Annotated in this window: 23 protein-coding genes and 1 pseudogene; 12 read left to right on the top strand and 12 right to left on the bottom strand. The window is 60.1% G+C overall.

All coding sequences use genetic code 11. The features are described from left to right. Nucleotides 1-27: 27 nt before the first annotated feature. The 10 genes from bgaS to SE86_RS03620 all read right to left on the bottom strand — a co-directional run bounded on the left by bgaS (nt 28) and on the right by SE86_RS03620 (nt 9881). Nucleotides 28-1485, bottom strand: a complete 1458-nt coding sequence (gene bgaS / locus SE86_RS03660; protein ID WP_117354326.1) for a beta-galactosidase BgaS — start codon at nt 1483-1485, stop codon at nt 28-30. Nucleotides 1486-2055: 570 nt separating this feature from the next. Continuing rightward, entirely contained in the window at nt 2056-2964 is a 909-nt protein-coding gene (locus SE86_RS03655; protein WP_211096718.1) for a prenyltransferase, read from the bottom strand. Continuing rightward, on the bottom strand, nt 2933-4354 hold the full coding sequence (locus tag SE86_RS03650) for a UbiD family decarboxylase (RefSeq protein ID WP_117354325.1): 1422 nt from the start codon (nt 4352-4354) through the stop codon (nt 2933-2935). Before SE86_RS03650 ends, SE86_RS03655 begins: the two co-directional genes overlap by 32 nt. Continuing rightward, a complete protein-coding gene (locus SE86_RS03645; RefSeq protein WP_117354324.1) occupies nt 4355-5044 on the bottom strand; it encodes an ATP-binding cassette domain-containing protein in 690 nt (229 codons plus the stop codon). Then, a complete protein-coding gene (locus SE86_RS03640) occupies nt 5032-5772 on the bottom strand; it encodes an ABC transporter permease subunit (protein WP_117354323.1) in 741 nt (246 codons plus the stop codon). The genes SE86_RS03645 and SE86_RS03640 overlap by 13 nt, the downstream gene beginning before the upstream one ends. Beyond that, nucleotides 5769-6773: a glycine betaine ABC transporter substrate-binding protein gene (locus tag SE86_RS03635; protein ID WP_117354322.1), complete on the bottom strand. Its 1005-nt coding sequence runs from the start codon at nt 6771-6773 to the stop codon at nt 5769-5771. The genes SE86_RS03640 and SE86_RS03635 overlap by 4 nt, the downstream gene beginning before the upstream one ends. 127 nt (nt 6774-6900) lie before the next feature. Next, nucleotides 6901-7275 (bottom strand): nucleotidyltransferase domain-containing protein, encoded by a 375-nt coding sequence (locus tag SE86_RS03630; RefSeq protein ID WP_117354321.1) that lies wholly within the window; start codon nt 7273-7275, stop codon nt 6901-6903. Next, nucleotides 7266-7679: a HEPN domain-containing protein gene (locus tag SE86_RS03625; RefSeq protein ID WP_117354320.1), complete on the bottom strand. Its 414-nt coding sequence runs from the start codon at nt 7677-7679 to the stop codon at nt 7266-7268. Before SE86_RS03625 ends, SE86_RS03630 begins: the two co-directional genes overlap by 10 nt. Nucleotides 7680-7765: 86 nt before the next feature. After that, nucleotides 7766-7942, bottom strand: a complete 177-nt coding sequence (locus tag SE86_RS07985; protein ID WP_158543106.1) for a hypothetical protein — start codon at nt 7940-7942, stop codon at nt 7766-7768. A gap of 919 nt (nt 7943-8861) precedes the next feature. Further along, nucleotides 8862-9881 carry a glycosyltransferase gene (locus tag SE86_RS03620; RefSeq protein ID WP_158543105.1) on the bottom strand — a complete coding sequence of 340 codons (1020 nt, stop codon included), beginning with the start codon at nt 9879-9881 and terminating at the stop codon, nt 8862-8864. A gap of 235 nt (nt 9882-10116) precedes the next feature. Between SE86_RS03620 and SE86_RS03615 the strand changes: the two genes are divergently transcribed. From SE86_RS03615 to SE86_RS03590, 6 genes are all read left to right on the top strand, one after another. Beyond that, a complete protein-coding gene (locus SE86_RS03615) occupies nt 10117-11367 on the top strand; it encodes a glycosyltransferase family 4 protein (protein WP_158543104.1) in 1251 nt (416 codons plus the stop codon). Between the two features lie 193 nt (nt 11368-11560). After that, on the top strand, nt 11561-14317 hold the full coding sequence (locus tag SE86_RS03610) for a GH116 family glycosyl hydrolase (RefSeq protein WP_148666764.1): 2757 nt from the start codon (nt 11561-11563) through the stop codon (nt 14315-14317). Nucleotides 14318-14423: 106 nt separating this feature from the next. Continuing rightward, nucleotides 14424-14999, top strand: a complete 576-nt coding sequence (locus SE86_RS03605) for a hypothetical protein (protein ID WP_117354316.1) — start codon at nt 14424-14426, stop codon at nt 14997-14999. Between the two features lie 56 nt (nt 15000-15055). After that, a complete protein-coding gene (locus SE86_RS03600) occupies nt 15056-15802 on the top strand; it encodes a hypothetical protein (protein ID WP_117354315.1) in 747 nt (248 codons plus the stop codon). Next, nucleotides 15786-16601 (top strand): hypothetical protein, encoded by an 816-nt coding sequence (locus SE86_RS03595; RefSeq protein ID WP_117354314.1) that lies wholly within the window; start codon nt 15786-15788, stop codon nt 16599-16601. Before SE86_RS03600 ends, SE86_RS03595 begins: the two co-directional genes overlap by 17 nt. Next, nucleotides 16588-18018 carry a hypothetical protein gene (locus SE86_RS03590; protein ID WP_148666763.1) on the top strand — a complete coding sequence of 477 codons (1431 nt, stop codon included), beginning with the start codon at nt 16588-16590 and terminating at the stop codon, nt 18016-18018. The genes SE86_RS03595 and SE86_RS03590 overlap by 14 nt, the downstream gene beginning before the upstream one ends. Nucleotides 18019-18180: 162 nt before the next feature. Here SE86_RS03590 and SE86_RS03585 read toward each other — a convergent pair whose 3' ends face one another. Next, entirely contained in the window at nt 18181-18702 is a 522-nt protein-coding gene (locus SE86_RS03585) for a class I SAM-dependent methyltransferase (RefSeq protein WP_117354312.1), read from the bottom strand. Nucleotides 18703-18850: 148 nt separating this feature from the next. Between SE86_RS03585 and SE86_RS03580 the strand changes: the two genes are divergently transcribed. Continuing rightward, entirely contained in the window at nt 18851-19528 is a 678-nt protein-coding gene (locus SE86_RS03580) for a DedA family protein (RefSeq protein ID WP_117354311.1), read from the top strand. Here the strand turns inward: SE86_RS03580 and SE86_RS08340 are convergent. After that, nucleotides 19482-19706: pseudogene (locus SE86_RS08340) on the bottom strand (RNA-guided endonuclease TnpB family protein); the annotation flags it as partial. The gene SE86_RS03580 and the pseudogene SE86_RS08340 sit on opposite strands and share 47 nt — an antisense overlap. A gap of 220 nt (nt 19707-19926) precedes the next feature. Here SE86_RS08340 and SE86_RS03570 point away from each other — a divergent pair. The 5 genes from SE86_RS03570 to SE86_RS03550 all read left to right on the top strand — a co-directional run bounded on the left by SE86_RS03570 (nt 19927) and on the right by SE86_RS03550 (nt 26552). Then, on the top strand, nt 19927-20529 hold the full coding sequence (locus tag SE86_RS03570) for an IS607 family transposase (protein ID WP_117355097.1): 603 nt from the start codon (nt 19927-19929) through the stop codon (nt 20527-20529). After that, complete coding sequence (locus tag SE86_RS03565) at nt 20501-21802, top strand: zinc ribbon domain-containing protein (protein ID WP_148666762.1); 1302 nt, start codon at nt 20501-20503, stop codon at nt 21800-21802. Before SE86_RS03570 ends, SE86_RS03565 begins: the two co-directional genes overlap by 29 nt. Before the next feature lie 278 nt (nt 21803-22080). Further along, nucleotides 22081-23289: a radical SAM protein gene (locus SE86_RS03560; RefSeq protein ID WP_148666761.1), complete on the top strand. Its 1209-nt coding sequence runs from the start codon at nt 22081-22083 to the stop codon at nt 23287-23289. Nucleotides 23290-23887: 598 nt separating this feature from the next. After that, a complete protein-coding gene (locus tag SE86_RS03555) occupies nt 23888-25831 on the top strand; it encodes an APC family permease (protein ID WP_117354308.1) in 1944 nt (647 codons plus the stop codon). A 307-nt stretch (nt 25832-26138) separates the two neighbouring features. Continuing rightward, nucleotides 26139-26552: a DsrE/DsrF/DrsH-like family protein gene (locus SE86_RS03550; protein ID WP_117355096.1), complete on the top strand. Its 414-nt coding sequence runs from the start codon at nt 26139-26141 to the stop codon at nt 26550-26552. Nucleotides 26553-26633 lie beyond the last annotated feature (81 nt).

Genomic DNA, 26633 nt, shown 5'->3' with positions numbered 1-26633 from the left:
AAGAAAACGATAGTTTCTTTAGACCTTTTATTTCCTCAGTGGCTTCAGGGGCGGTACCCTGTTGAGGTGCTCTACCTCGTCAGTTATGGCGTTGTTCTTGGCTATCTCCCTGTATATGAAGGCCGAGGGCCTCCAGTACAGCCTCTTGGTCTCGTAGTCGACCATCAGGAGGCCGAACCTCTTGCCGAAGCCTGAGGCCCACTCGTAGTTGTCAGCCAGGGACCAGTGCAGGTAGCCCGTGACGTTGACCTCCTCCTGCATGGCCCTGTGCACCTGGTAGATGTGCGAGACCAAGTAGTAGGGCCTCAGGTAGTCCCCCTCGTCAGCTGCGCCGTTCTCCGTTACCATGAGCGGCAGGTGGTACCTCTCCCAGTAGTCCTTGAGGGCGTGGTAGAGGCCCTCTGGGTAGAACTCCCAGCCGAAGTCGCTGCATGGCCTCCCGGCAGGGCTGACGGAGTTGGGCTCGCAGGCGAACCCGTAGCCCGGGATCACCTGGAAGCCGCTCCTGCCTGCCCTGACTACGAGCCTGCTGTAGTAGTTGACCCCTATCCAGTCCAGCCTCCCCCTCAGGTCGTCCCTCGGCGAGCCCTTTGAGAGCATGTCGAAGAAGGCCCACCTGTCAGCGGCCTTAGCCGCCTCAGCGGCGGCCCTGTCGGCCTCGCTCTCCGTGAGGGGGGTCCAGTCGGCCGTGGCGTATATCACGCCGACGGGCTTCTTGGTCATGGACTTAACTATGTCGTAGGCCCTGGCGTGGGCCTGCAGGAGGTTCTTCATCGCCTTCCCAGAGCACTCAAAGCACAGGTAGCCCGGCGGGAAGCCGGACTTGGGCTGGGTGAAGCCGTGGCTCCAGACCACGTTTGGCTCGTTCATAGTTGAGTACATATAGACTAGGTCGTCAAGCTTCCACGCCACGTAGGCGGCGAACTTGGCGAACTCCACGACCGCCCTGACGTCAAGCCAGCCGGAGGGCGCTGAGAGGTTCCCCCTCCTGATCGCTATGGGGTCGTGAAGCCACAGGGGGAGGGGCCAGTGGTAGAGGTTAAGTATGAACGTTATGCCCCTGGACCTGAGGTCTGAGAACATTTCCCTGTAGTGGTTCACCGCCTCCCTGTTGGCGAGCCTGTCGAGCTGCTCAAGGGCCTGCTCGCTCACGTCAACCGAGGCTACCTCCTCGCCCCTGACGTCGGCGTGGACCTTGACGTCAAACGTCGGCTTGGGGAATATCCTGCTCCACTCAACCCCTATCCTCGCGGCGCTCAGCCCCATGGCCTGGGCAGCGTCGTGGAACCTGCGGTAGTTGCCCCAGTAGCCCGGCCCGTTCTCGGGCAGGTCGCCGCTCACCAGGCCAGACGCTATGTTCTCCCTGTCGTGCACCCAGGCGTACCAGTCGCTGTTAGGGTCCTCGCTGCCGGGCGTGCCCATCTCTGACTGGAAGCCCGCCTGTGACCAGCCGAAGAGGAAGCCCTTGGGGAAGCTCACGGTCAAGGCCGTTCCCACCAGAGGGGAGGCTGACAGGAATTTAACCTAATACCAGCTTGAGCTCGCGGTGAAGGACGTAAATAAGGGCTGGTCAAGAAAGGCGTGAGGCCTGAAAAAGTTTCACAGCAGCCAGGACGACAGTGACGCTAGGGCAAGAGCTATGTCGTCAGCCAGCGAGGCCAACAGCGGCCCGACCAGGTCTGTCAGGGAGAGGTCGCGCGTGGTAAGAGCCCAGGCAAGGGAGGCTGCGAGCGACACGGCCTGAGCGGTGTAGAACAGCCGCCTTAGGCGTCGTTTCAACTTACGGGCGTCACCGCTTAGCCAGCTATAGGTTTAGGGCTGCTCAGAGGTTTAGATGAAATTATTACTTCGTCGCCGGCTACCACGGTACGATGGACGTCATTATCATTTATGTTAAGCCTTGACTCAGTTCACTCAATATAGGCTTATGCAGCCCTCCCAGAGGTCGCCCGACAGGTTGCTGTGATCACAGGCCTCAGAGGCCTCTGTATGTGAACGCGCGCCTCGCGACATCGCTGATGACCTCGTTTTAAGGCGACCCTTCGATGCCCTGGCCTAGTGCGCCAAGGCGATGGAGGCCGCGTACAGCGACGCGAAGGTGATAGTTACATAGAACCTGAACCTCACGGCCCTCCTGAGACCTAGGTCGTAGACCTCGGCCACGTGAAGTATTGAGAGCAGCGCGAGGGGCAGGGAGGCCTCAACGAGGAGCCCCCAGGGCCACAGCATGACGGGGGGTAGGGCGAGCGCGAGCAGAACCATGGCGGCATAAATGGCCTTCCCCGCGTCCTTGCCGACCCTGACGGGCAGCGTCCTGACCCCGTGGGCCTTGTCCCACTCGTAGTCCCTCAGGTTGTCGGCCAGGACCACCGAGGCCGTCAGGAGCGCCATCGGCACTGAGAGCGATGCCTCCCACCAGCTGAGCCTCCCCGAAACAGTGTAGGCGGTCCCAACTACCATCACTATTGCCGTCGTGAAGACGTCAAGCTCCCCGAGGCCCCTGTACTTCAGGCCCCCGGGCCCCGTGTACGATATGAGGAGCAGGGCGCCTGCGGCGAGGATCAGGGGCAGCAGGGGCCTGCTGAAGGCCACGGTGGCTATAGCCACCAGGGCCACGCCAAAGGTGAGCAGGGAGAGGCCCAGGTCCCTGACCTGCCTCAGGCTGAGGCCAAGGCCGTAGACGCTGTGAAGCCTGTAAAGGGTCGCTGGGGCCCCTGGCGCGTCGACGCCCTTCTTAACGTCATAGTAGTCATTGAGCGCGTTCTCTGAAGCCTGGAAGGCCGCGACGCCAAGCGCCACCAGGGCTGTTAACGCTACTGGAAGCGGGCGGAAGCCCGCGTAGTAGCTCATTGCTATAACTCCCCCCACCACGGCCCTGGCGACGCTGTTGAGGAGCGAGTAGGGCCTTGTGGCCAGGAGGTACCTCCTCAGCTCAGAGCCCGTACTCGGCCCACCTCCTGTCAACCAGCTTCACGGTCTCATCGTCAGGCCTCAGCTCCTCAGGCGGCTCGGCGCCGCTCTCGTCCCTCAGCTTCCTAGTGGCGTCGACTATCAGCTTGGCCCCCACCCTCCTCCTCGGCAGGTACGCTATGTCTAGCTCGTCGGCTGGGGCCTGGGGAACCACTATGATGTCCCTTGAAGGGTCGACGAACGTTGAGAAAGCCCATGTCACCTGATCCATGTCGTGAGGGTCTATGTCGGCGTCTACCATTATGATTACCTTGGTTAAGGAGAACTGGCCGAGGCCCAGGAGGCCCATTGCCACCCTCACTGCCTGGCCCGGCATCGTCTTCCTTATTGAGACTACGGCCAGCCCCTGGGCCCACCCAGAGGACGGGAAGGAGTAGTCTACCACCTCAGGGTAGAGCGACCTGGCAAGTGGCAGGAAGGCCCTCTCCGCGACCTTGGCTATTACGGAGTCCTCCATGGGAGGCCTGCCGACGACCGTGCCGTAATATATGGGGTCCGGCCTGGCGTACGCCTTCTCAAGCCTGAACGTGGGGAAACGCCTGTCCGGTTTGTCGTAGAAGCCCACGTGGTCGCCGAAGGGCCCCTCCTCCCTCAGGTCGGAGAGGTCCACTGTGCCCTCAAGTATCACCTCAGCGTGGGCTGGCACCCTGACCCCGTTGGGGAGCGTGGTGACCTCAACCCCCTCTCCCCTGAGCGCCCCCGCCACAAGGTACTTGTCAAGGGGGTAGGGGGCTGGCATGGCCCCCGCCAGCAGGGTCCCTGGGTCGGCCCCTATGACGAGGGCCACGGGGACCTTGGCCTCGCCCCTCTCTATAGCCCTCAGGTGCTCTGCGTAGCCCCTCTTGTAGGTCTGCCAGTGGACCACGGCCTCCCTCTCGTTTACTATCATCACCCTGTACACGCCAAAGTTCGTCGACTCGCCCAGCTCGCCCCTCTCCCTGTGCACAACAAGGGCGTAGGTCAGGTACCTGCCCGCGTCCTTCGGCCACGACTTGAAGGCAGGCAAGTCCGTGAGCCTCAGGCCCGGCCTCTCCTCGAAGTCAGGCCTGGCCTCCCTGGGGAGGTAGGAGGCGTACCTGAGGAGCGTCGTCACGTCCGCCCTGGTCAGAGAAGCAGGGGTCGGCACCCTCTGGCCAAGCTCGTCAAGTGAGCTCACCCCCAGCCCGAGGGCCACCGCCTCCTCGCAGCAGAATATGTTGCCTGCCACCCTCCAGCCGGGGTGGCCCTGGACGTTCTCGAAGAGCACGGCAGGCCCCCTCGACCTCATGACCCTCCTCAGCACCTCAGGGATCTCAAGGACGGGCGAGACTGGCGCCCTGACCCTCCTCAGCATCCCCTTGGACTCCAGGAGCTCAAGGTAGGCCCTGAGGTCCCTTAGCGCCATTCAGCCCACCTCCAGGGCCGCCTTCATGGCCTTGGCCCTCTCCTCAGGCCCCAGGCCCCTGACGTCCATTGAGGCCGTCACCCTGCCCGGCCTACCTGTTATAACAGTGAAGGAGTCCGCCACCTCGGCCGCCTCCGCTACCTGATGGCTCACAAGTATAATTGTCCTCCCGCCTGAGCTAAGCCCCCTTATGGTCTCGTTGAGCGACCTGACTGAGTCCACGTCAAGGCCGTTGTAGGGCTCGTCGAGGAGGAGAACGTCAGGGTTAGTAACAAGCGCCCTGGCTATTGCCACCTTCCTCCTGGTGCCCCCGCTCAGCTCCCTCGGGTACATGTCGAGGTACCTCGATATCCCTAGCCCCTCGGCCGCCCTCCTGGCCGCCTCCCTCGCCTCCACGCCGTCAAGGCCGCCCAGCTCAAGGGGGAGGGTTATGTTCCTGAGCGCTGTCCTCCACGGGAGCAGGGAGTCCCCCTGGGGCACCAGGGACACGGAGCCCCTGACCATCACCTCGCCTGAGTCGGGCCTCAGGACCCCGGCTATTATCTTCAGGAGCGTGGTCTTCCCGACCCCGTTAGGCCCCAGCACCACGTGCACCTCGCCGCGCCTCGCTATGAGGCTCACAGAGTCGAGCACCCTGGCCCTGCCGAAGGACCTGCTGACGCCCCTCAGCTCAACTGCTACTCCATCCATCTCCTTGACCACCTCTCAAGCGGGCCGAGGGCGGCCGCGTCTATGACTATCATGACCAATACTAGCAGGAGGGACCAGGCCACGAAGGCCGCGTAGTCGTGAAGCTGGAAGAAGAGGTAGAGGCCGTACCCTATGCCCCCGGCGGTGCCGAAGGCCTCGGCCACAGGTGAGACTATGAGCGCCACCCCTATGGCTGACCTTGAGCCGGATATGAAGTAGGGCACTGAGGCCGGCAGGTCTATGTAGGCCATCCTCCTCACCCCCCTGAGCCTGAGGGCGGCGGCCAGGTCGCCGAACCGAGCCCTGGAGGCCTTGAGGCCCTCTATGAGCGACGTCATGAGCGGGGGGAAGGCGGAGAGGCCGCTGACAAGTATTGGAACAGCCCTGCTCGAGAACCCAAGCAGTATCAGCAGGGCGAGGCTCCAGGCCACTGGGGTCACGCTGTGGAGCACCTCCCTGAAGGAATCAACTACGGGCTCCCCGAGGCCCCCCAGCTCATAGATCGCCAGGCCCAGGATGGCCAGGGAGGAGGCGACGGCGTAGCCTCCCACGGCGTCAATGAGGGTCAGCGCCACTGCGCCCAGGGCTGGCCCTGGGTGGCCTGCCAGGTAAGCCATCGCGGGGACGATGCCAGGTATCAGGCCGCCTGAGGCCCATGAGGCCAGCTGCCACGCGAGGCCAACTATGAGAGCTGCGAGCAGGTAGCCTATGGCTCTGGAGGCCCTCATGGGCTCAGCCCCAGGTCGCTACACGTCAGCACCCTGGACGTGTTAGGCATTGAGCTGAGGAAGCCCACCTTGACCAGGTACTGCCACTCTGAGACGAGCTCCTGGTAGCCCTGCTGGGTTATGCAGGGGGAGGCAGGGGTGTCGTTTGTCATTGCCCAGACGAGCGGGGCGGCCTGCGGGGGCACGTTGTAGAGCCTCTCGAGGGCCATCACAGCCAGGGTCTCGTTGTGGTCCCAGGCGTAGGCCGCCTCTGCGTGGAGCCTCAGGACCTTGAGAAGGAGGGGCCTGTCGTTGACAACCTTTGAGGTAGCTACCCACACCAGGAACGGGGCTGTGGGCTCACCTGTAAGGCTCTGCCAGAGCTGCTGGAAGGTGGCGAGGACCCTCATGTGGTACTGCGTCTGGGCTATCGCCAGCATGGGCTGCCATATGACGCCAGCCTGGGCTGAGCCAGTCGCGACAGCGTCTATCACCTCGCCCGGGGCCACGTTTATGACGTGAATCACGTTGGGCCCCGTCTCATTTGTTGACACAGTGAGGTTGTAGAGGGCCTTCATCATGACCTCGAAGAGGTAGTAGGTGCCCGTGCCCACCGGTATAGCAACGGTCTTGCCGCCCAGCTGGGCCGGCGAGGTTATGGTTGAGTTGGCGGGCACAATTATGGCCTGGAAGAGCGGGTAGTCGAGGGCTATGACGTAGGTGTCGTTGCTGTTAAGAACTGCGAGGCCGGCCAGGTCGGCCGGGATTATGGCTATCTCGACCTCCCCCTTCATGAGGGCGTCGTAGAGCGAGGGCGTGAGGGAGAAAGCGACGTAGTTGACCTTAATCGAGACGTTTGATATTGAGGGGTTGGCCCTGTAGGAGTCGAAGGCTGAGGAGCCCACGGCTATGCTGCCTATGACAACCGTGGGGGGCCTGCTGGCCGTGAGGGCGACGTAGGCGCCAGCCACCACGACCACCACTATCACGACTGCCAGGACCGCGACCCACAGGGGCCTCATGTAACCACCTAGAGGTGGTGTAAAGGGCTTGGGTTAAAAGCTTCATCCGAGGCCTCAACACTTGCAGGTCATGGCGTCAGCCCGCAGGCCTGGGTCGCGGACCTAGGCGATAAGGGCGGCACAATACTCATGACTCGCCCTGCCCGCCGAAGAGACCATAGTCGTCAACTATGACAACCTTTTCCCTGAGGGCCTCACGCCACCAGGGCTTGCCAAGGGCCTTCGCTGCCTCCTCGGGGGTCCAGCATATCGCCTCAAGCCTTGGGGGCGCGTCGCTCAGCTCAACGCACCTGGTCACGAACTCCCTGTCCCTGAAGCGCTCAGAGACCACTATTACGTCGACGTCGCTCCACAGGTTGAAGTCGTCTCTCGCGTAGGAGCCGTAGAGCGCCATGCTGAGCCTGCCGAGCCTCGCCCTCAGCCTGGAGGCGTACTCCCTGAGCTCACCTATGACCCTCTCCCTCTCGGCCCTCCTGGCCCTTATTATGTCGTCTAGCGACATGATGAGCAGCCCCTCACCCAGCTGATAATGAGGCCGGCGCAACTGAGGGCCTCAGCAGCCTCCTCTCTGATGAACCTCTCGAAGGGCACCCCCTCCACCAGGGCGTCAGGGCGGCGGGCTGTGGAGTACATCTTGTCCAGGTAACTAACGCAGAACCTCAGCCTGTCGCTGACGTTGCCGCAGGGCTCGGCCAGGTCATTGAAGAGGGCCACTAGGTTGTGGCCGAAGGCGGGCCTGCTCATGGCCCTGAGCATGGTCTTAATCGCCAGCTCGGCGGCCTGCTGGGCCTTGAAGCAGGCCCATGAGTAGCTGCCGAAGCCCAGGTCGGCCTCTATGGACCTCAGGGTGTGCTCAGCCTGTCTCATCCACCTTTGGTACTCGTCGCAGTCCAGGGGCTGCGTCATTCCGCCTTAGGCTGGGCGGCCAAGGCTTATAATAAAGAAGCCAAGGCCCTGACAAAAAGAAAATGGGACTAAGTCTTAGCTTGGGCTCACTTCGGCCTCCAGCCTAGCGCGTAGGCTATGCCCGTGCCCAGGCCCCCCACTGCCACGTTGATGGCCAGGGCTATCATGCCTATGAAGAACTCGTACCTGAACAGCGGGTGGAGGGTTGTCACGATCGGGCCAAAGTAGTTGGCATACAGGAGCGGTAGGGCGCCAGACAACATGCCGGCCGCCCAGAGACCACGCCCTCACGAAGTGCGCCGGCCAGGTTGTTGCTCAGGAGGCAATTATTACCTGTCGGCGAGGAGAGCCAAGGTGTGGCTGAGCGACGGCCTTCTGACGCTGTGAGGACGCGCAGGGCTTTCCCAGGTCTGGCGGGAGTTTGACCTTCAGGGCCTAAGGTAACAGGGGGGTCAGGCCAGCTTGGGAGGCCCAGCGAGGGCGTTTCCCCACAAGCTTCTGGGGAAAACGCTTGAGTTTTCCCCACAGGCCTCTGGGGAAAAGTGGTCAAGTGCTTTCCCCAGACGGTTCTAGGGAAAAGCAGTCAGGAACGCCTGGGAGGTTTCTTATATAATTAATAAAAAGAAATAGGGTCGCTGACGCGTTAAGCGGACACCTGCTGTGTCCCTAGGACACGTCAGCGGCGTCCCTAGGGTCAGAGGCGCCTGATTGAAGGCGCATCCAAGAGAGGTGTCCCGCGGACGCAGGCGTCTGGCCCCTGTACGCTAGGGGAGGCTGCAAGATGGGCCATACTATGACGCAGGTAGCGGCCGCGCCCTGCCTGGCCAGGCCCAGGGACACGGGCTTGCTGGCGTGGCCGAGGCCGTAGGCCAGGGCCTTCGGTAACGTCGCTGTTGTACAGTTGCCCCTAGCGCCGCCACCATAACCGCTGTTGACACCTTAACCTACACCATGACTTCACGTTAACATACATTGGCGTCGCAGGCGTCCTATAGTACTGTATTTAGTAGTGTTCTGCGGGCGTCAAGGCGCTCGAGGCTGGTGTCATACCTCCGCTTAACTTACGCTACATAACCTCTCTCACAGAAGCCCCGGAAGTGAATCACGTAGCTGTCTACAACCTGGCATTGTCGTCGGCCGAGGCCTAGGCGAAGGGGTGTGCGCCTTCATTTCCTTGGAGCTTCATGACGGGCCTAGGCGACCCTCCCCTACCTCCTCAAGGGGCTTACAGCGAACGAGCTTCAGGTAGACGGACTCATTAATGACGTCTATGGCGCTCGGGCTCCTCATGCCAACCAGTGCCATGCCCCTCGTCCTCTCGCAGAGGTATGGCCTCAGCCCGGCGGACCTAAGCCTCCCGGCAGCCCAGCTCAGGCCTATGCGAAGGGCTGTGTCGCAAGGTATAATCATCGCCGCGTAACTCTCGTCGGCCCCAAGCTCCTTGACTGGGTCCCTGATTCTCTGCAATTTTTTATATATAACCAAGTCCTGGTTGTTGAGCCTCCTGTCATACCTGTAAACCCCCTTAAGGCGGGCTATGCCGTAAACTAACAGCGCCGCGGGCTTCAGGTAGGGCCTTCTCTTGAACGCGGGCTCCTGGAGATACTCACTTAGGGTGTAGCCGTAGCCCCTTATTATGTCGACCTCGTGCCTCAGCGTCCTCCTGAGCGAGCTCCACAGGCCCCTCGCGTACCTCCTCAGCTCGTACTCGGCAAAGCTCCTGAACTCCATCTTCCTTATCCTAACTGCGGTGACGAGTGGGAGGCTGTTATCAAATTCTACCCTGGCCCAGATCTCGTAGTCCTCGCCATAATTGATGTCCCTCCAGCCTCCCCTTGAAAGGATATACTCCCTTAGGCCGTGACCTAGCAGAGGCCTCGGGCTTCCCGTTGCCATGCCCCAGTCTATGGACTTGTGGAAGTAAACGTTATACTCGTCGTCTAGGTCGAAGTACGCCGTGTAGCTGTTCTCGGGGCACCTGACTAACGCCAGCTGCCTCCCCAGGCCCCTGCTCGAGCCTGGGGCCCTGTAGACCCTCAGGTTGTAGTCCTTCGATATCTCCAGGAGCTTCTCGTAGGTTCCGTCCCTTGAGCCGCCGTCAGTTATAACGATATCTGCGTCTGGCCTGAAGACGCTCCTTATGGACCTCTCAACAATGTCAACCGAGTTGAGCACAGTTCCATAGAGGCAGAGCTTACTCAAGGCACACCGCATATGGCTCCTGAGCCCCGATAATTAAGGCTAGCCTTCGCCAGAGGAGGCAGCCTCCGCCTCACCGCCTAGCCTTCTTGGCCGACACGAGGAGGGCCAGCATAACTGCTGAGGCCAGGAGCATGGCAAGCCCTGCGTAAAGCGTCGCAGTGCCTCCTCTGAGGCCGAGGGCCTCTGTCACAGCCCCAGGAGGAGGGCCACGGCGCCCAGGCCCCCGAGGACTATGATGGTCAGCGTCATTAGGTCGTCCCTGTCCATGCCCTTCGCCTCAGGGCTCCTGGCGGACGAAGTTAAAGGCCTGGGCCCAGGTAAGCTTATAACCTTGACGTCGTCAGTTCCGCCGGAGATAATGAGGATAGCGCTGGTACACACGCTCTTCGAGGAGGCCGGCGGAGGGGAGAGGCTGGCCCTAGAGATGTACAGGGCCCTTAAAGACCTAGGCCATGAGGTCGGCCTCTACACGGCCCACGTCGATGACAGGGCCTGGGAGGTGTTAACCAGCGGCATGAACGGCATACCGAGGCCTGAGGTCCTGGGCGAGCCCCTGACCAGCAGGCTGCTCAGGCGGAGCGGCCGCCTGGTCCGCTACAGGAGGCTCCTGACAATGGGCTACCTGGCCAGGTACGCCGAGGGGCTAAGGCAGCGTTACGACGTAATTGTCGAGACGCAGAGCAACGTGCCGCTCAGGTGGGCCGACGCGTCATATATTCACTTCCCCGCCCTCATAGACTACATGGCCTTACAGGCCAGGGCTGGCGGCCTCAGGAGGCTTTACGACTGGCTCATCGTGAGGAGGGCCAGGTCGCTGGCTGATAGCACGAGGCCCGTTATGACCAACAGCTCCTGGACCTTCGAGTACGTGAGGAAGGCGTATGGTAGCCAGAGGATTTACGTTGTTTACCCCCCGGTTAACGTAGAGGAGCTCCTCCTACTGGGAGGGGACAGGGGGAAGGTTGTGCTTACCGTTAGCAGGATATCCCCTGAGAAGAGGCTCACGGCCATAGCTGAGGTGGCAAGGCTCGTGCCTGAGGCAGAGTTCTACCTGGTAGGCAGCACCAGCGTGTACTCGGGGCCCGTGTTAAGGGAGATCAGGGAGAGGGCTGAGGGCCTAAGCAACTTCCACCTTGAGACCGACGTGCCAAGGAGGAGGATACTTGAGCTCATGTCCCAGGCCTCAATATACCTTCACCCTCCCTTCGCTGAGCACTTTGGAATTGCCATTGCTGAGGCCGCTGCAGCAGGGCTCGTGCCGGTTGTCTACAGGGACGGGGGAGGCTGGACCGACATAGCTTCAAGGGTGGACCAGGGCCTTGGCTATGCCAACGCTGAGGAGGCGGCGTCAATAATAAGGTCGCTCATGAGCGACAAGGGGAGGCTGGAGGAGCTCTCGGCGAGGGCCAGGGAGGTGGCCAAGGGCTTCAGCTACGACGCCTTTAAGGGGAGGCTGGAGGAGGTCATAAAGGCCCTCAAGGGCTGAGATCGATGGCAGGTCCACGAGTTTAGCCCCCATAATGGGCGCAGCCTGAAAGATAAAATGGGTAAAGGGGCGCGCCACAACAATTGCTTGAACTTAAGCTGAAAGCCTCGCCCTTCTAGGGCGGGGAGGAGGTCAGGTGATAGCAATGCCGTCTTATTAAGCTATTCCCTACGACAGCCCCGCGGTGTTGCGCTTGCGAGTAATCTACCAGGACACGCCTAGGTCAGGGGTGCCGCTTGGGGGCGTGGGCACGGGCTCCTTCGAGGTTGGCCCGGACGGGAGGTTCAAGGAGTGGCTAATATTCAACAACAGGCCGTGGTCTGGCTACGGCCAGCCGGAGTGGTTCATGGGGCCAGACGACCTTGTTATATTCCTCAGGGTTGAGCGCGACGGCGAGGAGCCCCTCGTGAGGGGGCTCTTCACGGGCCTCTGGTACTCCAGCTGCGAGGACTACACGTACAGGGGCTGCGGGCCCTGGGTCGTCATGGAGCCTTACCACCTGCCCTGGGCCAAGCCTGTTGAGGCTATAGAGATGGAGGTCAGGTACCCTGTCGTGACCCTGAGCTACAGGGACTCGGCCCTGGACGAGCTCGGAGTTAAGGCCGTCGCCGAGCTGGCCTCGCCGCTGGTCCCGGGCGACCTGAGGGCCTCATCAACGCCCGCCGTGCCCCTCAGGCTCAAGGTGATTAACAACGGGGGCTCAAGGGTCAGGGCCTCAGTTATGGTAGTCTCAAGGAACCCCGCCAGGTCGGCAGGGGCCAGGGCGAGGAGCCAGGTAGTCGCCGCCGGCAGGTGGACAGGAATAATAATGAGGGCCGAGGGCGTTGAAGAGAGGCACCCACTGCTCGGCGGCGCCCTGGCGGTGGCGCTGGAGGGGAGGGCCACGGGCTCTGCCTTCACGGTCAGCTCGTCGGACAGGCCGCAGCTTGTCAACGCGCTGAGGAGGCTCCTCGTCGACTTCAGGGGCGACGGGGCCCTCTCCGGGGCAACTGAGGCCTCCTCGTCAACCCTTGACGTGTTCGCTGCCCTGGCCTCCGACATGGCTACGCTTGAGCCGGGCTCCTCCGCCGAGTTCAACCTTGTCATAGCCTGGCACTTCCCCAACCACATGGACGCCGCCGGCGTCAGGGTGGGGCACTACTACGAGAACTTCTTCTCCGGCGTCGAGCAGGTCATAGACTACGCGCTGACAAGCGACATAATTGGGAGGGCCGAGAGGGTCTTCCAGGCGCTCTACGACGTCTCCTACCCGCAGTACGTGGCTGACCTAGTGAGCGCCCAGCTCACCAGCTTGCCTAAGCTCACGTGGCTCACCAGGGACGGCCACTTCGGCGTCTGGGAGGGAGGGCCAGGGTGCTGCGGGCTGAACACGGTTGACGTCATGCTCTGGGCCTTCGCCGGCCTCGTGAACCTTTACCCGGAGCTCGTCAAGGCGGCGGTTAAGGACGTGGCCAGACACATACTGAGGCCCGACAGGCACTACTGGTATGAGCTGTTCGCCCTGGCCTACCCGGAGAACATGAGCCTCTACAGGGAGATGCTGAGGAGGGACCCGGCCATACAGAACTACCCGGAGAGGCTCTCAGCGGCCATAGCGGAGATCGTGAGGAGGACCGGCAAGGACCCCACGGGCAGGGTGCCGCACTCCTTCAGGGCATCCTTTGAGCTCATAGACACGTACGACAGGAACGACCTCATGCCTGAGTTCCTCCTCCTCGCCATGCTCGCCTACCATACCACCGGGGACAGGGACTTCCTCAGGTCTCTCTGGAACGCCATGATGACGGTGGTGAGCGGGACCAAGAGGCAGCACGACTCCCTCGGCACCGGGCTAATAGAGCACTACATGCCCTCCGACTACGACGGCATGTCAAGGGTCGCCGCTGATGCCTCCGCAGGGGGCCTGCTGACGGGCCTCTACAGCGGCAACGTCGCCAGGGTCCTGTTCTCGGGCCCCATGTACGTCATGAACTCAGTCAACACCTTCGACACGTTCAGCCTCGTGGGCGTCGCCTCGTTCACCGGCGACCTCTGGGCGGCGTCGCTCAGGGCGATGGCTGAGGCGGCCAGGAGGGAGAGGCTTGACGGCGCAGAGGCCCTTGCGGCCGACGCTGGGAGGGCCTACGAGGGCCTGGTCAGGCTGCTCTGGAACGGCAGCTACCTCGACAACTGGTACGACCCCGTGAGCGGCCTGAGGGACAGGGCTGTTCTCTCGGCCCAGCTGGCCGGCGAGTGGTACCTGAGGCTGATGGGAGTTGAGGGAGGGCTTGACGCCGAGAAGGTAAGGTCAGCCCTCAGGGAGGTCCACAGGGCCAACTTCAGGAGGTGGGAGGGCCTGCTTAACGGCACCTACCCAGGGGCCCAGAGGCCCTCAATGGTTGGTGACACGGAGGAGCCCAACGGCACGGGCATAGTCAACAGGGTCGGCTCCCAGGCTGACACGCCGTGGACTGGCGTCGAGTTCGGGGTGGCCTCCCAGATGATATATGAGGGGCTCGTAAAGGAGGGCCTGGAGGTGCTCAGGTCCATACACGACAGGTACTCCTCCTGGGGCCTCTACTTCAACCACCTAGAGTGTGACGGCCACTACTCAAGGCCCCTGGCGGCCCTCACGATACCTAACGCGCTAGCCGGGGTGGCGTATGACGGCGCCTCCGAGGAGCTGGCGGTGGCGCCGAGGCTGAGCGGCTTCAGGGGGCCAGCCCTAGTTGCCGGCTCGCTGCTCCTAGTGGAGTCGGACGGGGCCTGCCCGGGCACTGTGAGGGTCAGGCTCGTGGAAGGGACGCAGCTCAAGCTCAGATCAATAAGGGTTAGCGCCGCGGGCTGCCGGGCTGAGGTCAAGGTGAACGGCTCAGAGGTGGAGGCCAGCGCCGAGGGGGACAGGGTTAGGCTCTCTCAGCCCCTCTCCCTGAGACCCGGCGACCTCCTGGAGCTGGCTATGTCTAAGTAAGGCGTACAGTTACGAGGCCATTTTAAGGGAAAGGAGTTTTTAATTACAGAAAACTTTTAAAATTGCGCAGGGACAGCTGCTGATATAGCAGTAGGTGTGACATAACTTGAACAGGCTCAGTAGGATTGGGATAATCATAGGCCTCCTGGCTGCCGCCCTCGCCGTGCCGATAGCGGCAGCTAACGTGATATTCGTCTACCAGGCTCAGGTCACCGTTAAGCCCGTGACACCCGTCGTCTTCCTGAAAGGCCCTGATGCCAGCGCTGTCAGCCTCTCGCTCACCAACAAGACCTCTCCGCAGGTCACGCTCACTATACCTATTACTAACTCCTCAGAGACCTACGTCTACCAGGCCCTTGCGGTCAAGGTGAACGCGGGCTCGCCGACCCTGTACGTGGACTCCTGCTCCTACTCAGGCCTAAACCTCCTCACGTCAGTGAAGCTTATAGTGTACCAGACCTCAGGGAGCCCCAGCAGCCCGACCGGGACGATAATCATAACTCCAAGTACTAGCTCAGGGTGCACGGCTAGCGGCTACGTCCAGCTGACCGCAGGGCAAACCTACTACGTAGACTTCCAGGTAGAGCCAACGCTCCCTATACCATATGGCGCTAGCTCAGGGACCCTCACGATATACTTTGGCCTAACTAACGAGAGCGCGGTAACCGTCCCAACCCCGTAAGCCCCAAGTAACCATAAGCTGAGCGGGCTGCCGCGCCGCAGAGGTGATGGGCCCCCTTGGACGGCGAGCCCAGTTTACTCTATGCAGCCCTTGTAATAGTTGTCGCCGTCCTAGGGGGCCTCGTGGCTGTGAAGTTCTTACCTCCAAGGCTTTTTGGCCTGATCCCCCCGCCCCTTTACGTGAACGTGACTAACATCACTGGCGTGGGGGACAGGCTGCTGCTCTCACTTAACATAACGCAGTGCCACGTGAAGCCTAAGAGCGCCACGGTGCTAATAGAGCTCAACGGCAGGGTTATTGAGGAGGCCAGCTTCAGCAGAGTGGGCTGCGGATCCAACAACCTGACCATGGGCCTCAGCCCCTACCTAGTTGGGAGGCCGGCCATAGTTGTCGTCAACCTGTCCCTGGAGGGGGGCAGAGGCTACGTCCTCTCTTACTTCCTCAGGTACATATATGCCGCTGAGTCCTTCAAAATCGTTAACATATCCCTAGTCAATGACTCTCCAGTGGCCTACGTGAGCTACATAACCCCGTTCAGGGCTGAGATCTCGCTCAGCGACGTAGTCCTGATAAACGTCAACAGGTCAAGCACAGTGTTTGGCTTCTCCTGCAACTCAACGAGGAGCGCCTTCGTGGGCCCAGGGACCGGCTACCTGGCGCTGCCGCTGGCCTGCAGCTACGAGAACCTTGACGTGCTCAGCCCTGGCGACGTCTACCAGGTCAGGGGGCTAATTAACGTCACCTACTTCACGCCCTACGGCAACTACTCAGAGGAGGTGGGAAGCCTTGCATATCAACGCTAGGGCCGTCACAAGGGCCGCGGCCTTCCTTGTAATAACCTCAATGGGCGCGGTTGCCGCCCTCCCAGCGCTGACGGCCAGCGCCAGGTACTACAGTATTGAAATAGGCTTCATTGTGGGCGTCTCAACGCCAACTGGCGTGAGGATCAGCCTCTACCCGCCCATGCTAGTGCCCGAGGTCCTCCTGGTGGCCGCCGCCTTCTATGCGCTGCGTGGCGTGAGGTCCAGGGCGGCGTACCTCTCAATCGCAGCGCTTTCGTACTACATCGTGGTAGCCCTTGAGCTGGCCCGCGGCCTCTCCTACCTCAGAGGCCTTGCTGTGCTCTACGGAAGCCCAGGCGCGCTCTACTCAGTCCTAGTTGTGCCTGAGGCAAGGCCCACGATTTACCTGCCTCCCCTTATAGTGATGACTATAGCCTCAGCCTCCACCCTTATAGCCTCGACGTGGCCCGAGATCAGGAGGGCCCTCGAGGCTGCTGAGGAGCTAGCCAGGAGGAGGTTCGGGGTCAGCCTTGACACGCTGAGGCGCAGGAGCCCAGGTATAGCTGAGGCTGTTGAGACCTACGCCAGGTTCGCCCCAGGCCACGGGGCCTCCTCCAGGTCATATCTGCTTGAGGCGGCAGCTGAGGCGAGGCTCAGGGACTTGGCTGACGCAGAGGCCAGGAGGAGGTTCGGGGTCAGCCTTGATGAGCTGGAGAGGACGAGGCCCTGGGCCGCCAGGGCATTGCTAGAGATGGCCAAGTACATGCCAGAGGCCAGAGGAGGAAACGGTCACAAGGTGAGTGATAATGGAAAAGGGTAGGTGGCCCCTCGCTCTTGTCATTGTCCTCCTGTCGCTAATAATAACGGCATACGTCGCCATGGCCCACCTGGTGTTCGTCTACCAGGCCGGGATCACGGTCGAGCCTGTCAGCTCGCCGATAACCGTGATACCTGGGCAGTGCCCGTGCGGCTGCTCCTCATGGTCACAGACCCTCAGCGGCTTCTCGACAACGATAACGGCTTACACGCTGGAAACGACCAGCGGCTACGTGCTGACGACGCCGCTCGTCAAGTTCAATTCGTCTGTAAGCGGTACGCTGACGATGTCCCTCAGCTCCAGCAGCTCTGTCGTCAGTGATTACGTTAACGGCACTCAGATATATCCATCGCCTGGCTCCTTCAGCCTTAGCGCGGGCAGTTACCTGATGATACAGAGGCTGGCCCTGAGCTCGCCTGTGACCAGCACGCTGACGCTCAGCGGCCAGTACAGCTACACGTATACGCCCGGGGTCAGCTTCCTGTACTCGTTCAGCGAGACCATAAACCCGCCCAGCGCCAATGTAATGAACCTGCTCAACGGCCAAAACGCGATTTATGTGAAGCACGTCTACCAGGGCGACTATCAGGGGTCAAGCAACAGCTCGTGGCCTGTTTACTACGGCCCGTCAACGGCGAGCCAGTACTGGTCGCCCCTGTCGTCAAGCATAAACCAGCCGGTGCTCATGATGGTCCCCTCGAACTACTCCTGGTCCTCAGGAGCTATGTTCTGGCAGAACAGCTACGGCGGGGGTTCATTGACAATAACGATGGTAGGCGTGTACTCATATAACGGCATACCATCAACTTCATCGGTATATCCTTACGTGGGTGATGGGTACATAGTGTATCTGTTCTTAAAGCCCTCATTGTGGAACATAAGCCCTCAATATAACTACAGTGTGCCCTACGTAGCTTCCCCCAATACAACGCAGGTCATAGCCCCCGTTCAGGGTGACGTTATGTTTCCTCAGAGCACAAGCACCTATATCGTTGTTGAGTGGAACCCGCTGTGGCAGTACGCATACAATACAACAGGCGCTACCGGTCAGTGGGATGTGTGGCTAGCGCAGGTAACGGTAAACTGGTTTGGTTTATTTGGTTTACTCACAGCATACGTTAGCCCATACCCGTCACCAAACATTGGTTACCCATACACGGGCTGGGACGGCATTGGAACAGGCGCCTTCCAACCGAGGCCAGGCGACTACATATGCATAACTGTCACCTATAACCCGAGCACGAACACTCTCAGCGGCGTGGCATATGACATGAACACTGGGTGGTCTGCAAGCTTCACACTAAACCTTAGTGGCTACTTTACGCCGCCTGGCAGCGGCAACTACGTGTTTGGTGTTGCCGGAACTAACGGCGCTGGACAGGCTAACTGGGCCATAGCCTATGTGAACTACCAAGGGTAAACAGGTGTTGTACGGTCGCTACATCACGTCGTCACGTATTCACTAAATTTCAATTACAGGGAATTCCCTGTATTCTATACGACACCCCTGGCAACTAGCCCATGGTCTATGCCTAGACTATATAGGGTCTAGCGGTCCACAAGGACACACGTCACTCGGCGCTTACCTTGTAAAAGTGAAGTCCTTGCCGGCCTCACCCAACGCCCTCCAGCCCCTCATCTCGGGAACCCTGAAGGCCTTAAGCAGGGTGACCAGGGAGCTGGCTGACACCCTTGCCACCTCCGACGCGGCCGCCTCGGGGTCCTCGAGCAGGTTTATCACTGAGAAGGAGTAGGCCGCGTCGAATGCCCTGTCCCTGAAGGGCAGGGCCTCCGCGCTTCCAACAACTACAAGGCAGGTGTCGGGGCAGAGCCTCGAGGCCCTGGCCCTTGCCCTCTCAAGCATTGAGGCGCTCAAGTCAAGGCAGACGAGCTTCTCAACGCTGTCAAGCAGGCCCTCGGAGGCCATGTACTCTATGAGCAGGCCTGTGCCGCAGCCCACGTCAAGAACCCTGCCCCTCGGCCTTAAGAGCGGCAGCGCCGCCCTGTACTTCTCGAGCTGCTCCTGCCCGTAGAGCTCGTCGTAGGCCTCCGCCCCCGCGTTATACCTCTCCGCGAGCTCAGCGTTGTTTACCGTCTTAGCCACCTCCCGGCCCCCTGAAGGTAGGCCTTAAGGCAGGGAGCGCCCTCAGCTTCCCCTGCCTGGGCTCAGGGGCCCTCAGCTCTATATAGCTCGCCGCAGGGGACTTAGCTTAGATTTTAAGCTCGGGGCGCGAGATGGGCGTGGGCCTACCTTGAGGGCGTCAACAGCCGTTGGCCTAGCTGTGGCCCTCCTTGGTGTAAGCTTAGTGGCGTATAGGCTTGAGGTGCCTGACGCCCACATAGTCAAGCTGATAACTGACCTCGCGGGCCAGGCCCTGGCTAAGCTGGGCTACGGCGGCGTCGTCGGCCTCATGACCTTAGAGAGCGCCGCCATACCTGTGCCAAGCGAGGTCGTCGTGCCACTGGCGGCCATCTACTTCAGGGGCCAGCTGGGCCTCCTGGGCGTCGTGGCGGCCTCAACGCTGGGCAACCTCATGGGCTCCCTTGCGCTCTACTACGCCTCAGCCCTGGGCGGCAGGGGGCTTGCGCTCAAGCTAATGGGGGAGGCCGACTTCAGGAGGGCCGAGGCCTTCTTCAAGGGCAGGGGGGAGCTCGCGGTCCTGGCGGGCAGGGTCCTGCCCGCCGTGAGGTCCTACATCTCGGCGCCGCCGGGCATATTTAGGATGGGGCTCGCCAGGTTCATAGCCTACACCCTGGCGGGCTCAGTGACCTGGAACTCCCTGCTCGCGTGGCTTGGCCACGCCTACGGGCAGGAGGTCCTGTCGCTGCCATGGATTGACGTGGCTGGGGGCCTGGGCCTTGTGGCCCTAGGGGCCGCAGTAGCTATGCTCTGGCCTCCTCCCCGCCCTGAAGGGCGAGGGCTCCCTTAGGGCGGCTTACTGGTTTGCGGCTTACCGCCCTCACCTTCATCACCTCACGGCTAGCGGGTTTTACCCCACCCCGCTCCGCTCGTCCAGCGGTAGGCCGCGGGCCGGGCCTTCGGCCCTTTACCCCTACCCCTCGCTGGGAGTTGCCCTCCCTCCCAGCTCCCAGGGACTCGGGGATATGCGGGGCCCCTGTGGGGTATCCCCTTGCGGGGACACTATTTGTTCCACGCAACTTTAAGTGCTCAGATGTTTTATGTTTTACCCCGTCCCTTCCAGGGGCAGGGCTTGCCTTTCGTTTTGTCAGGCCGTCGGGCCAACGCCTCACGCCGTAGAGAAACTGCTTTGTTTTTCATAAAGGTTTATAGGGTTGATATTGACTCTTTTATTTGGGAGCGAAGGCGCTGAGGCCTAAGGAGGTTTGTGAGAGGCTTGGCATTAGCTATACCACTTTGAGGGACTATGTTAAAAGAGGCTACATAAAGCCAGTATTGACTCCAGGTGGTAAGTGGAGGTTTAGAGAGGAGGACGTTGAGAGATTAATTGGTGTTGTGGTTAAACAGAGGAGGGTAGTTCTCTATGCCAGGGCGTCATCTAATAGTCAAAGAGATGACTTAGAGGGACAGGTTAAAGTGTTGGAGGACTGGGCTAGGCAAAATAACATAGTTGATTACGAAGTGGTGACAGATATTGGAAGCGGATTAGATGAGGATAGGAGAGGATTCGAAAAGTTACTAACGTTAGCTGTTGAGAGGAAGATATCAAAGATCGTCATAGCGTACCCAGATAGATTAACGAGATTTGGCTTTAAAACGATTGAGGAGCTGTTGAGACCCTTTGGAGTGGAGATAGTTGTCTTAAGTCACGAAGACAAGGATCCTAGAGAGGAGCTTGTAGAAGACCTCATCACAGTAATATCCCACTTCGCGGGAAAGCTCTACGGTATGAGGAGCCATAAGTATGAGAAGGTGGTAGAGGGTGTCAGGAAGCTCCTTGAGGACCCTTGAGCAGGTCAGAATGTACTCAGTGCCGATAAGCGACCCAAGGGTCAGCGAGCTGATAACGTGGTACCAGGGAACCCTACAGAGGGCAATAGACGTTATCTGGGACAACATCGAGTGGAAGTACAGGTTTCCCAAGGTAGAGAAGGGGGGACAAGTAATAGCGCCCAGCAAGTTCAAGGTCCCGTATCTGCCAAAGGACAGGTCCTTTAAGAGGAGGCTCCGCGACTACCTCCTTCAGGACCGCCCGTACGCCGCCCACTGGGTAGACGCTGCCATCAGGACGGCTTACTCCGTGATGGAGTCCTGGAGGAAGAGGTACCTCAAGGGGAAAGCCAGGAAGGTCAAGCCGAGGGTCGAGAGAAGGTTCGCGAGGTGCAAGGCAACGCTGATGAAGGTGGACTATGACAAGAAGAGCATCAGGATCACGCTTAGGCCAGGGGAGCACGTGGAGGTCTCCTGGAACGGCAGGTGGTTCGCCAGGAGGGTTGAGGGCTGGAGGGTTGGGGAGGTCATATTGAAGGATGACAGGATACTTATACCTTTCGAGACAGCTAAAGTCGTAGACGTGAAAGAAGTCATTGGGTGGGACTCCAACGAGCTGTCGCTCGACGGGTTCTCGCCTAGGGTAGGCTTCATCAAGGTCGACCTGAGGCCCCTGCAGAGCATGAAGATTGTTTATGAGAGGAAGAAGAGAATAGCGCAGAGCAAGGGCCTGAAGTACGTCTATGAGAAGTACAATGTCAGGGAGCGCAACAGGGAGAAGGACTTCATAAACAAGCTGGCGAGCGGGCTGACCAAGCTGTTCCCGAACAGCGTCCACGTCTTTGAGGACCTGGAGAAGGAGAACTTAGTCAGTAGGAGAGAGCCTAAGGGCAGGAGGAAGAGGAACGCCAGGACGCCTTGGAAGCTCATCCAGGGAAAGGCCTCCGAGAGGGCCGTTATAGAAAGGGTTTCACCAAAGAACACCTCCCGCACCTGCCCACGATGCGGGTACGTCGTGAAGACCCGAGTGGGCAGGGTGTTCAGATGCCCAAGGTGCGGCCTTGAGCTGGACAGGCAGAAGGTGGCCGCAGTAAACATATACCGGAGGTACCTCAGGATGCGGGGATTTCCCCACAGCTATGACCCTGATGAGACGAAGGGGGAGCTGTGGGTCGGGGTTGCCCTGAGGGGGCGGAGCCCTGTGATACGGGCCTCGATGAAAGGGGCCCTGAGGGCTGTGAAGCCAAGGGAGGAGGGCTTGATATCAAGCTATATCAAGCCCAATGAAGCCTAAACCCCCGAGCAGACGCGCTGCACAGTGAAGCGCCCAGGCCTAATTCACGCCGACGCGGGCTAGGCGCCTCAAAGGTGCCTGGCAGGCCTCTACGCCGTGCCGCCTCTGCCCTGTCGGCCAGGCAGAGTTACGTCACAGGTAAACATGCGCTGGGGCCACAATAAGGGCCCTAGGCCCAGAGGCTGCTGGCAGGCTAATGGGCGACCATTTTTCTTATCATAGGAAGGCTTTTATAGAGCTATTTGCTTAACTTATGTAGGGAAACGCTTACGTTTGAGTTGTTTCTGAGAAAGCTTGTGGAAAATGTTAACATAGACGTGAAGACCGTCAACGGCTTTGACGTGCCTGCCCCCGAGGGCAGCGCCGCCCTCTACATCCACGTCCCCTTCTGCACCCGCATGTGCCCCTTCTGCATATTCTTCAGCGTCCCATACTCCGAGGAGAGGGTTAAGAGCTACTTCAAGGCCCTCAGGTCAGAGCTTGAGGCTGCCCTGAGCAGGTACGAGTGCACCAGCTTCAGGGACGTCTACGTCGGGGGCGGGACGCCCACCCTTGCGACTGAGGAGGTCTGCGAGGCCCTCGACATGGTGAGGTCCGCGGGGCACAGGTTTGAGGCGTCAGTGGAGGCCTCCCCATACGACATAGACGACTACAGGGCGAACCAGCTCGCCTCGGCAGGCGTGACGAGGATCTCCATAGGCGTCCAGTCGTTCAGCCCCGAGGCGCTGCGCAGAATAGGGAGGCCGATGATAAGCAAGGAGGGCATAGCGTCTGCCATAGACTCCTGCTTAAAGGTCAGGACCGTCAACGTTGACCTGCTCTTCAACTACCCTGGACAGAGGGAGGCTGACCTGGAGAGAGACGTCGAGGCCTTCTACGAGAGCAGTGCGAACCAGCTCACCCTCTACCCCCTCATGCCGTCAATAAAGGGGAAGTCAATAATGCCAGGCAGCGACGAGAATGAGAGGAAGCTCTACTACGCGGCCGTTGACAGGTGCAGGGCGCTGGGCCTCTCGCAGGACACAGCATGGAGCTTCTCAAGGGGAGGGGCTGGCCTGAAGGACGAGTACATAGTTGATAACAACTACTTTATAGGCGTAGGGGCTGGGGCCATGAGCCACGTAAGGGGGCTATACGCGGCCAACACCTTCAACCTGGCTAAATATGAGCGCCTCGCCCCCGAGGGCAGGAGCCCCGTGACCCTTGTAAGGGGGCTCAGCGACGCCGAGGAGCAGAGGGTCTACGCCCTCTACAAGCTCTACGGCCTCAGGCTTGACAAGCGCGACTTCAGGCGCACCTTCGGCAAGTCAATATACCTCGCCATGCCCCGTGAGGTCGCAGTCATGGAGGCGCTGGGCCTGGTGAGGGACGAGGGGAGGGAGCTTGTGGTGACGCGCAAGGGCCTGTGGGCCTTCAGCTACCTCATGAAGGGCCTCTACATTAATGTGTCCCATATAAGGGCTACTGCTATAAGGAACGGCATCTGAGCTCATTAGGACCTGGGCGCAAGAGCCTCAGGGGGCTGAACCCCTTTTTCACATCAATAGAGATCCTTTATAGTATTACGCCCGTAACAGGCTGGGTGAATGACACCCCCGCCTGATGGGGGCGCTGCCCCAGGGGCGAGGGGGATGAGGACCGTAGATGGAAGCCCCGCGCCGCTGGGCCCGACGGCCGCCCGTGAGCCCACGCTGATAGCACATGAGGCGCGGGCGAGGTGGGGTCCCTGCGCCCGATTGCGAATAAGCAGATGATAGAGGTGATGGTGTAGGGACAAACGGCGGAACTGCTCGGGCTCTACAAAGACCTGGTGGCCGTTATTCTTGGCAGCGATGGCTTCACAGCACTTATGAGGTGGCAGCCAGGCTTAGGGCTGCCCGCGTTAGGCGCGTCGACCCCCTACAGTCGCCACAGTGTGGCGACATCTCCATAGGGCTGGGCCCTGAGGCCCTTTTCCCTCCCCTTTCCTATTCTATTAAGAGAATTTAGAGAAGCCCTGACCTTTTAAATCGTTCCAGAAACTTTGTCAGCTAAATTTTTAAATACACCCACTATATTTACTGTAACTCAGTAAGGGATCCCACTATGGCGGGCGAGAAGTCCGTAGCTGTTGAGAAGGCCGAGGCCACGGACAAGCAGCTGAGGAGGGCCCTGAACTTCTGGGACATAGCATACCTAGTCGTAGGCGCCATGATAGGCTCAGGCTGGCTCTTCGGCTCCCTCTACGCGGCCGCCATGGTGGGCCCGGGCGCCATACTCTCATGGACCATAGCCGGCGTGCTCATGCTCTTCATAGCCCTCGCCTTCGCCGAGCTTGCAGGAATGATACCCAAGTCAGGGGCCATAGTGAGGTACCCCCAGTACTCACACGGCAGCCTGGCCTCGTTCATGCTGGCCTGGGCCTACCTGCTGAGCTCAATAACCGTTGCCCCCGCGGAGGCCGAGGCCGTCGTGACCTACATGGCCTCATATGTCCATGGCCTCCTGACGCCGACAGGCGTCTTAACGGCATTTGGCCTGTTCGTCGCGTTCCTGTTCACTGTGTTCTTCTTCCTGCTCAACTACTTCGGCGTCCACGTTATGGGCAAGACCAACACAGGCGTCGGCTGGTGGAAGCTCCTGGTACCCCTCATAACTATAGTACTTCTCCTCGCCCTTTACCTGCACCCCTCCAACTTCACGACGCCCTCCCTGTTACCTTATGGCGTGGCCCCCATGTTCTTTGCCCTGCCGACTACAGGCATAGTGTTCGCATACCTGGGCTTCAGGCAGGGCCTCGAGTACGGCGGTGAGGCAAAGAACCCTCAGAGGGACGTGCCGCTCGGCACTGTCATCGGCTTCCTCATAGTGGTAGCGATATATGTGTTGCTTCAGACGGCCTTCATAGGCGGCGTGGACTGGTCAAAGCTAGTGCTTAACGTCTCGACGGGCAGCTCCTGGAAGCTCGTGCCAGTCAAGCCCGGCCAGTGGGGCAACCTGACCAGCGCCCTTGTCAACACCGCTGGTTACCCGTCTCTCAGCCATGGACCCTTCTACGAGATCCTGAGGATGTCAGCAATACCGATACTTGTCGGCTGGGGCATCTTCCTGTTGATTGACGCGATAGTCTCGCCCAGCGGCACGGGCTGGATCTACGAGGGCACAGCCACCAGGACCTTCTACGGCATGGCAGCTGACGGGCACCTGCCGGACTGGTTCCTGTGGCTCAACAGGTACAAGATACCGTGGGTCTCGCTCGTAGCCTCGCTGGTGGTAGGGGCGCTGTTCCTGATACCATACCCCGCCTGGGTCTACATAGCCTCCTTCATATCGTCAACGACCGTGTACACGTACATGATAGCAGGCCCCGCACTGCTTGTCCTCAGGAGGACGGCCCCGCAGGCGCCGAGGCCCTTCAGGCTGCCGGCCGCCTGGGTCATAGGGGCCCTGGCCTTCATAGCCGCGTTCCTCATAGTCTACTGGAGTACTTTCGCCGTGCTCTGGGGCGTCGTGGCGCTGATACTCGCCGGCCTACCGCTGTTCTTCATGTACACGTTGCCCAGCAGGTACGGCTTCAAGAGGTCTGTAGGGGCAGCGATGGGGATAGCGTACTGGGTAGTCCTTGGGATCACGACATATGTGTTCCTCTACCAGGACGTGGTCCAGGCCGCGTCTACTATGATCAGTAACAACGTCCGAATCCACCAGGTGTTGATGGCCACCGTGCCCTACTTCATATACTGGCTGGTCATAAACATGGCCGTCACCATAGCCGCGGTCTACGTGGCCTCAACGATGCTCCCTGAGGAGGGCAAACAGCACATAAGGGCTGGCTGGTGGATAGTGATAACCACGTTCGCCGGCCTCGTCCTGTCGTTCCTCGGCCCCTTCGGCCCCTACGCCTCGGCCAGCTACGCGATAATACCGTTCCCGTGGGACACAGTGGCGGCAGCGGTTGTAGCTCTTGGACTGTTCTTCTGGGCAGCGTACTCAGGGATATACACCAAGGACCTCGAGGTAGTCCTGAGGGACATGGGCGTAATCAAGTGAGCGCTACTCGTAAACGCCCCTTGATTAATGTCTCTTTTTTTATTTCATTTTTCTTGCCGTCTGGGCTCTACAGCCGCTCATGAGCCCGCAGGTGTTCCTAGGGCCCTGTGGGCGAGGCGGAGGTCCCTAGGCGCGACGAGTGATCATAAACTAATGAGGATAAACGCCTAGGGACAAACGACAAGGGACTCTTAACGAAGAGCACTTGAGGCCTAGGCCTACATGAGGGCAAGGCTTTCCGTCTATGTAATTCTCTAAATAGGAAAACTTATTAGGGCCTTTCTTAATTTAGAGAACGGTGAGCGGCGTGGCCGGGAAGCTCTCGATCTTCCTGATCTCGCCTACGTATGAGAAGCTCCTCTCGACGGCCGTCATAGTTCAGGGCGCCGTTGCGCAGGACATGGAGGTCTTCATATTCGCCAGCTTCGCCCAGGTGGCCTTTAAGAAGGACGAGGTTGAGAAGTTCTCAAAGCTTGGCAAGGACTATGAGGAGTACAAGGACGTCGCAATGAGGTACCTGGCCTCCAAGAAGGTGAGCTGGTACTCTATGCTGAGGGACGCCAAGAAGATGGGCAAGGTGAGGATAGTGGCCTGCAGCCTGGTCGCTGACATGCTTGGCCTTAAGAAGGAGGACTTCGACCCAACTCTAGTTGATGAAGTTGCTGGCGTCGCCACATTCGTAGAGGAGGCGTCAAACTCCGACTTCGTCCTCTACATATGAGCGCCCTTCATAGCGCAACTAGCGCAGAACTCATGTTTTTGTTTACAACCCTTAATCGTGGTGCCCTGCACAGGGCTACCC

The organism is Acidilobus sp. 7A (genome assembly GCF_003431325.1).
Taxonomy (GTDB): Archaea; Thermoproteota; Thermoprotei_A; order Sulfolobales; family Acidilobaceae; genus Acidilobus.
Note: the sequence above shows the minus strand (reverse complement) of the source record. Positions and strands in the feature narration are given on the sequence as shown.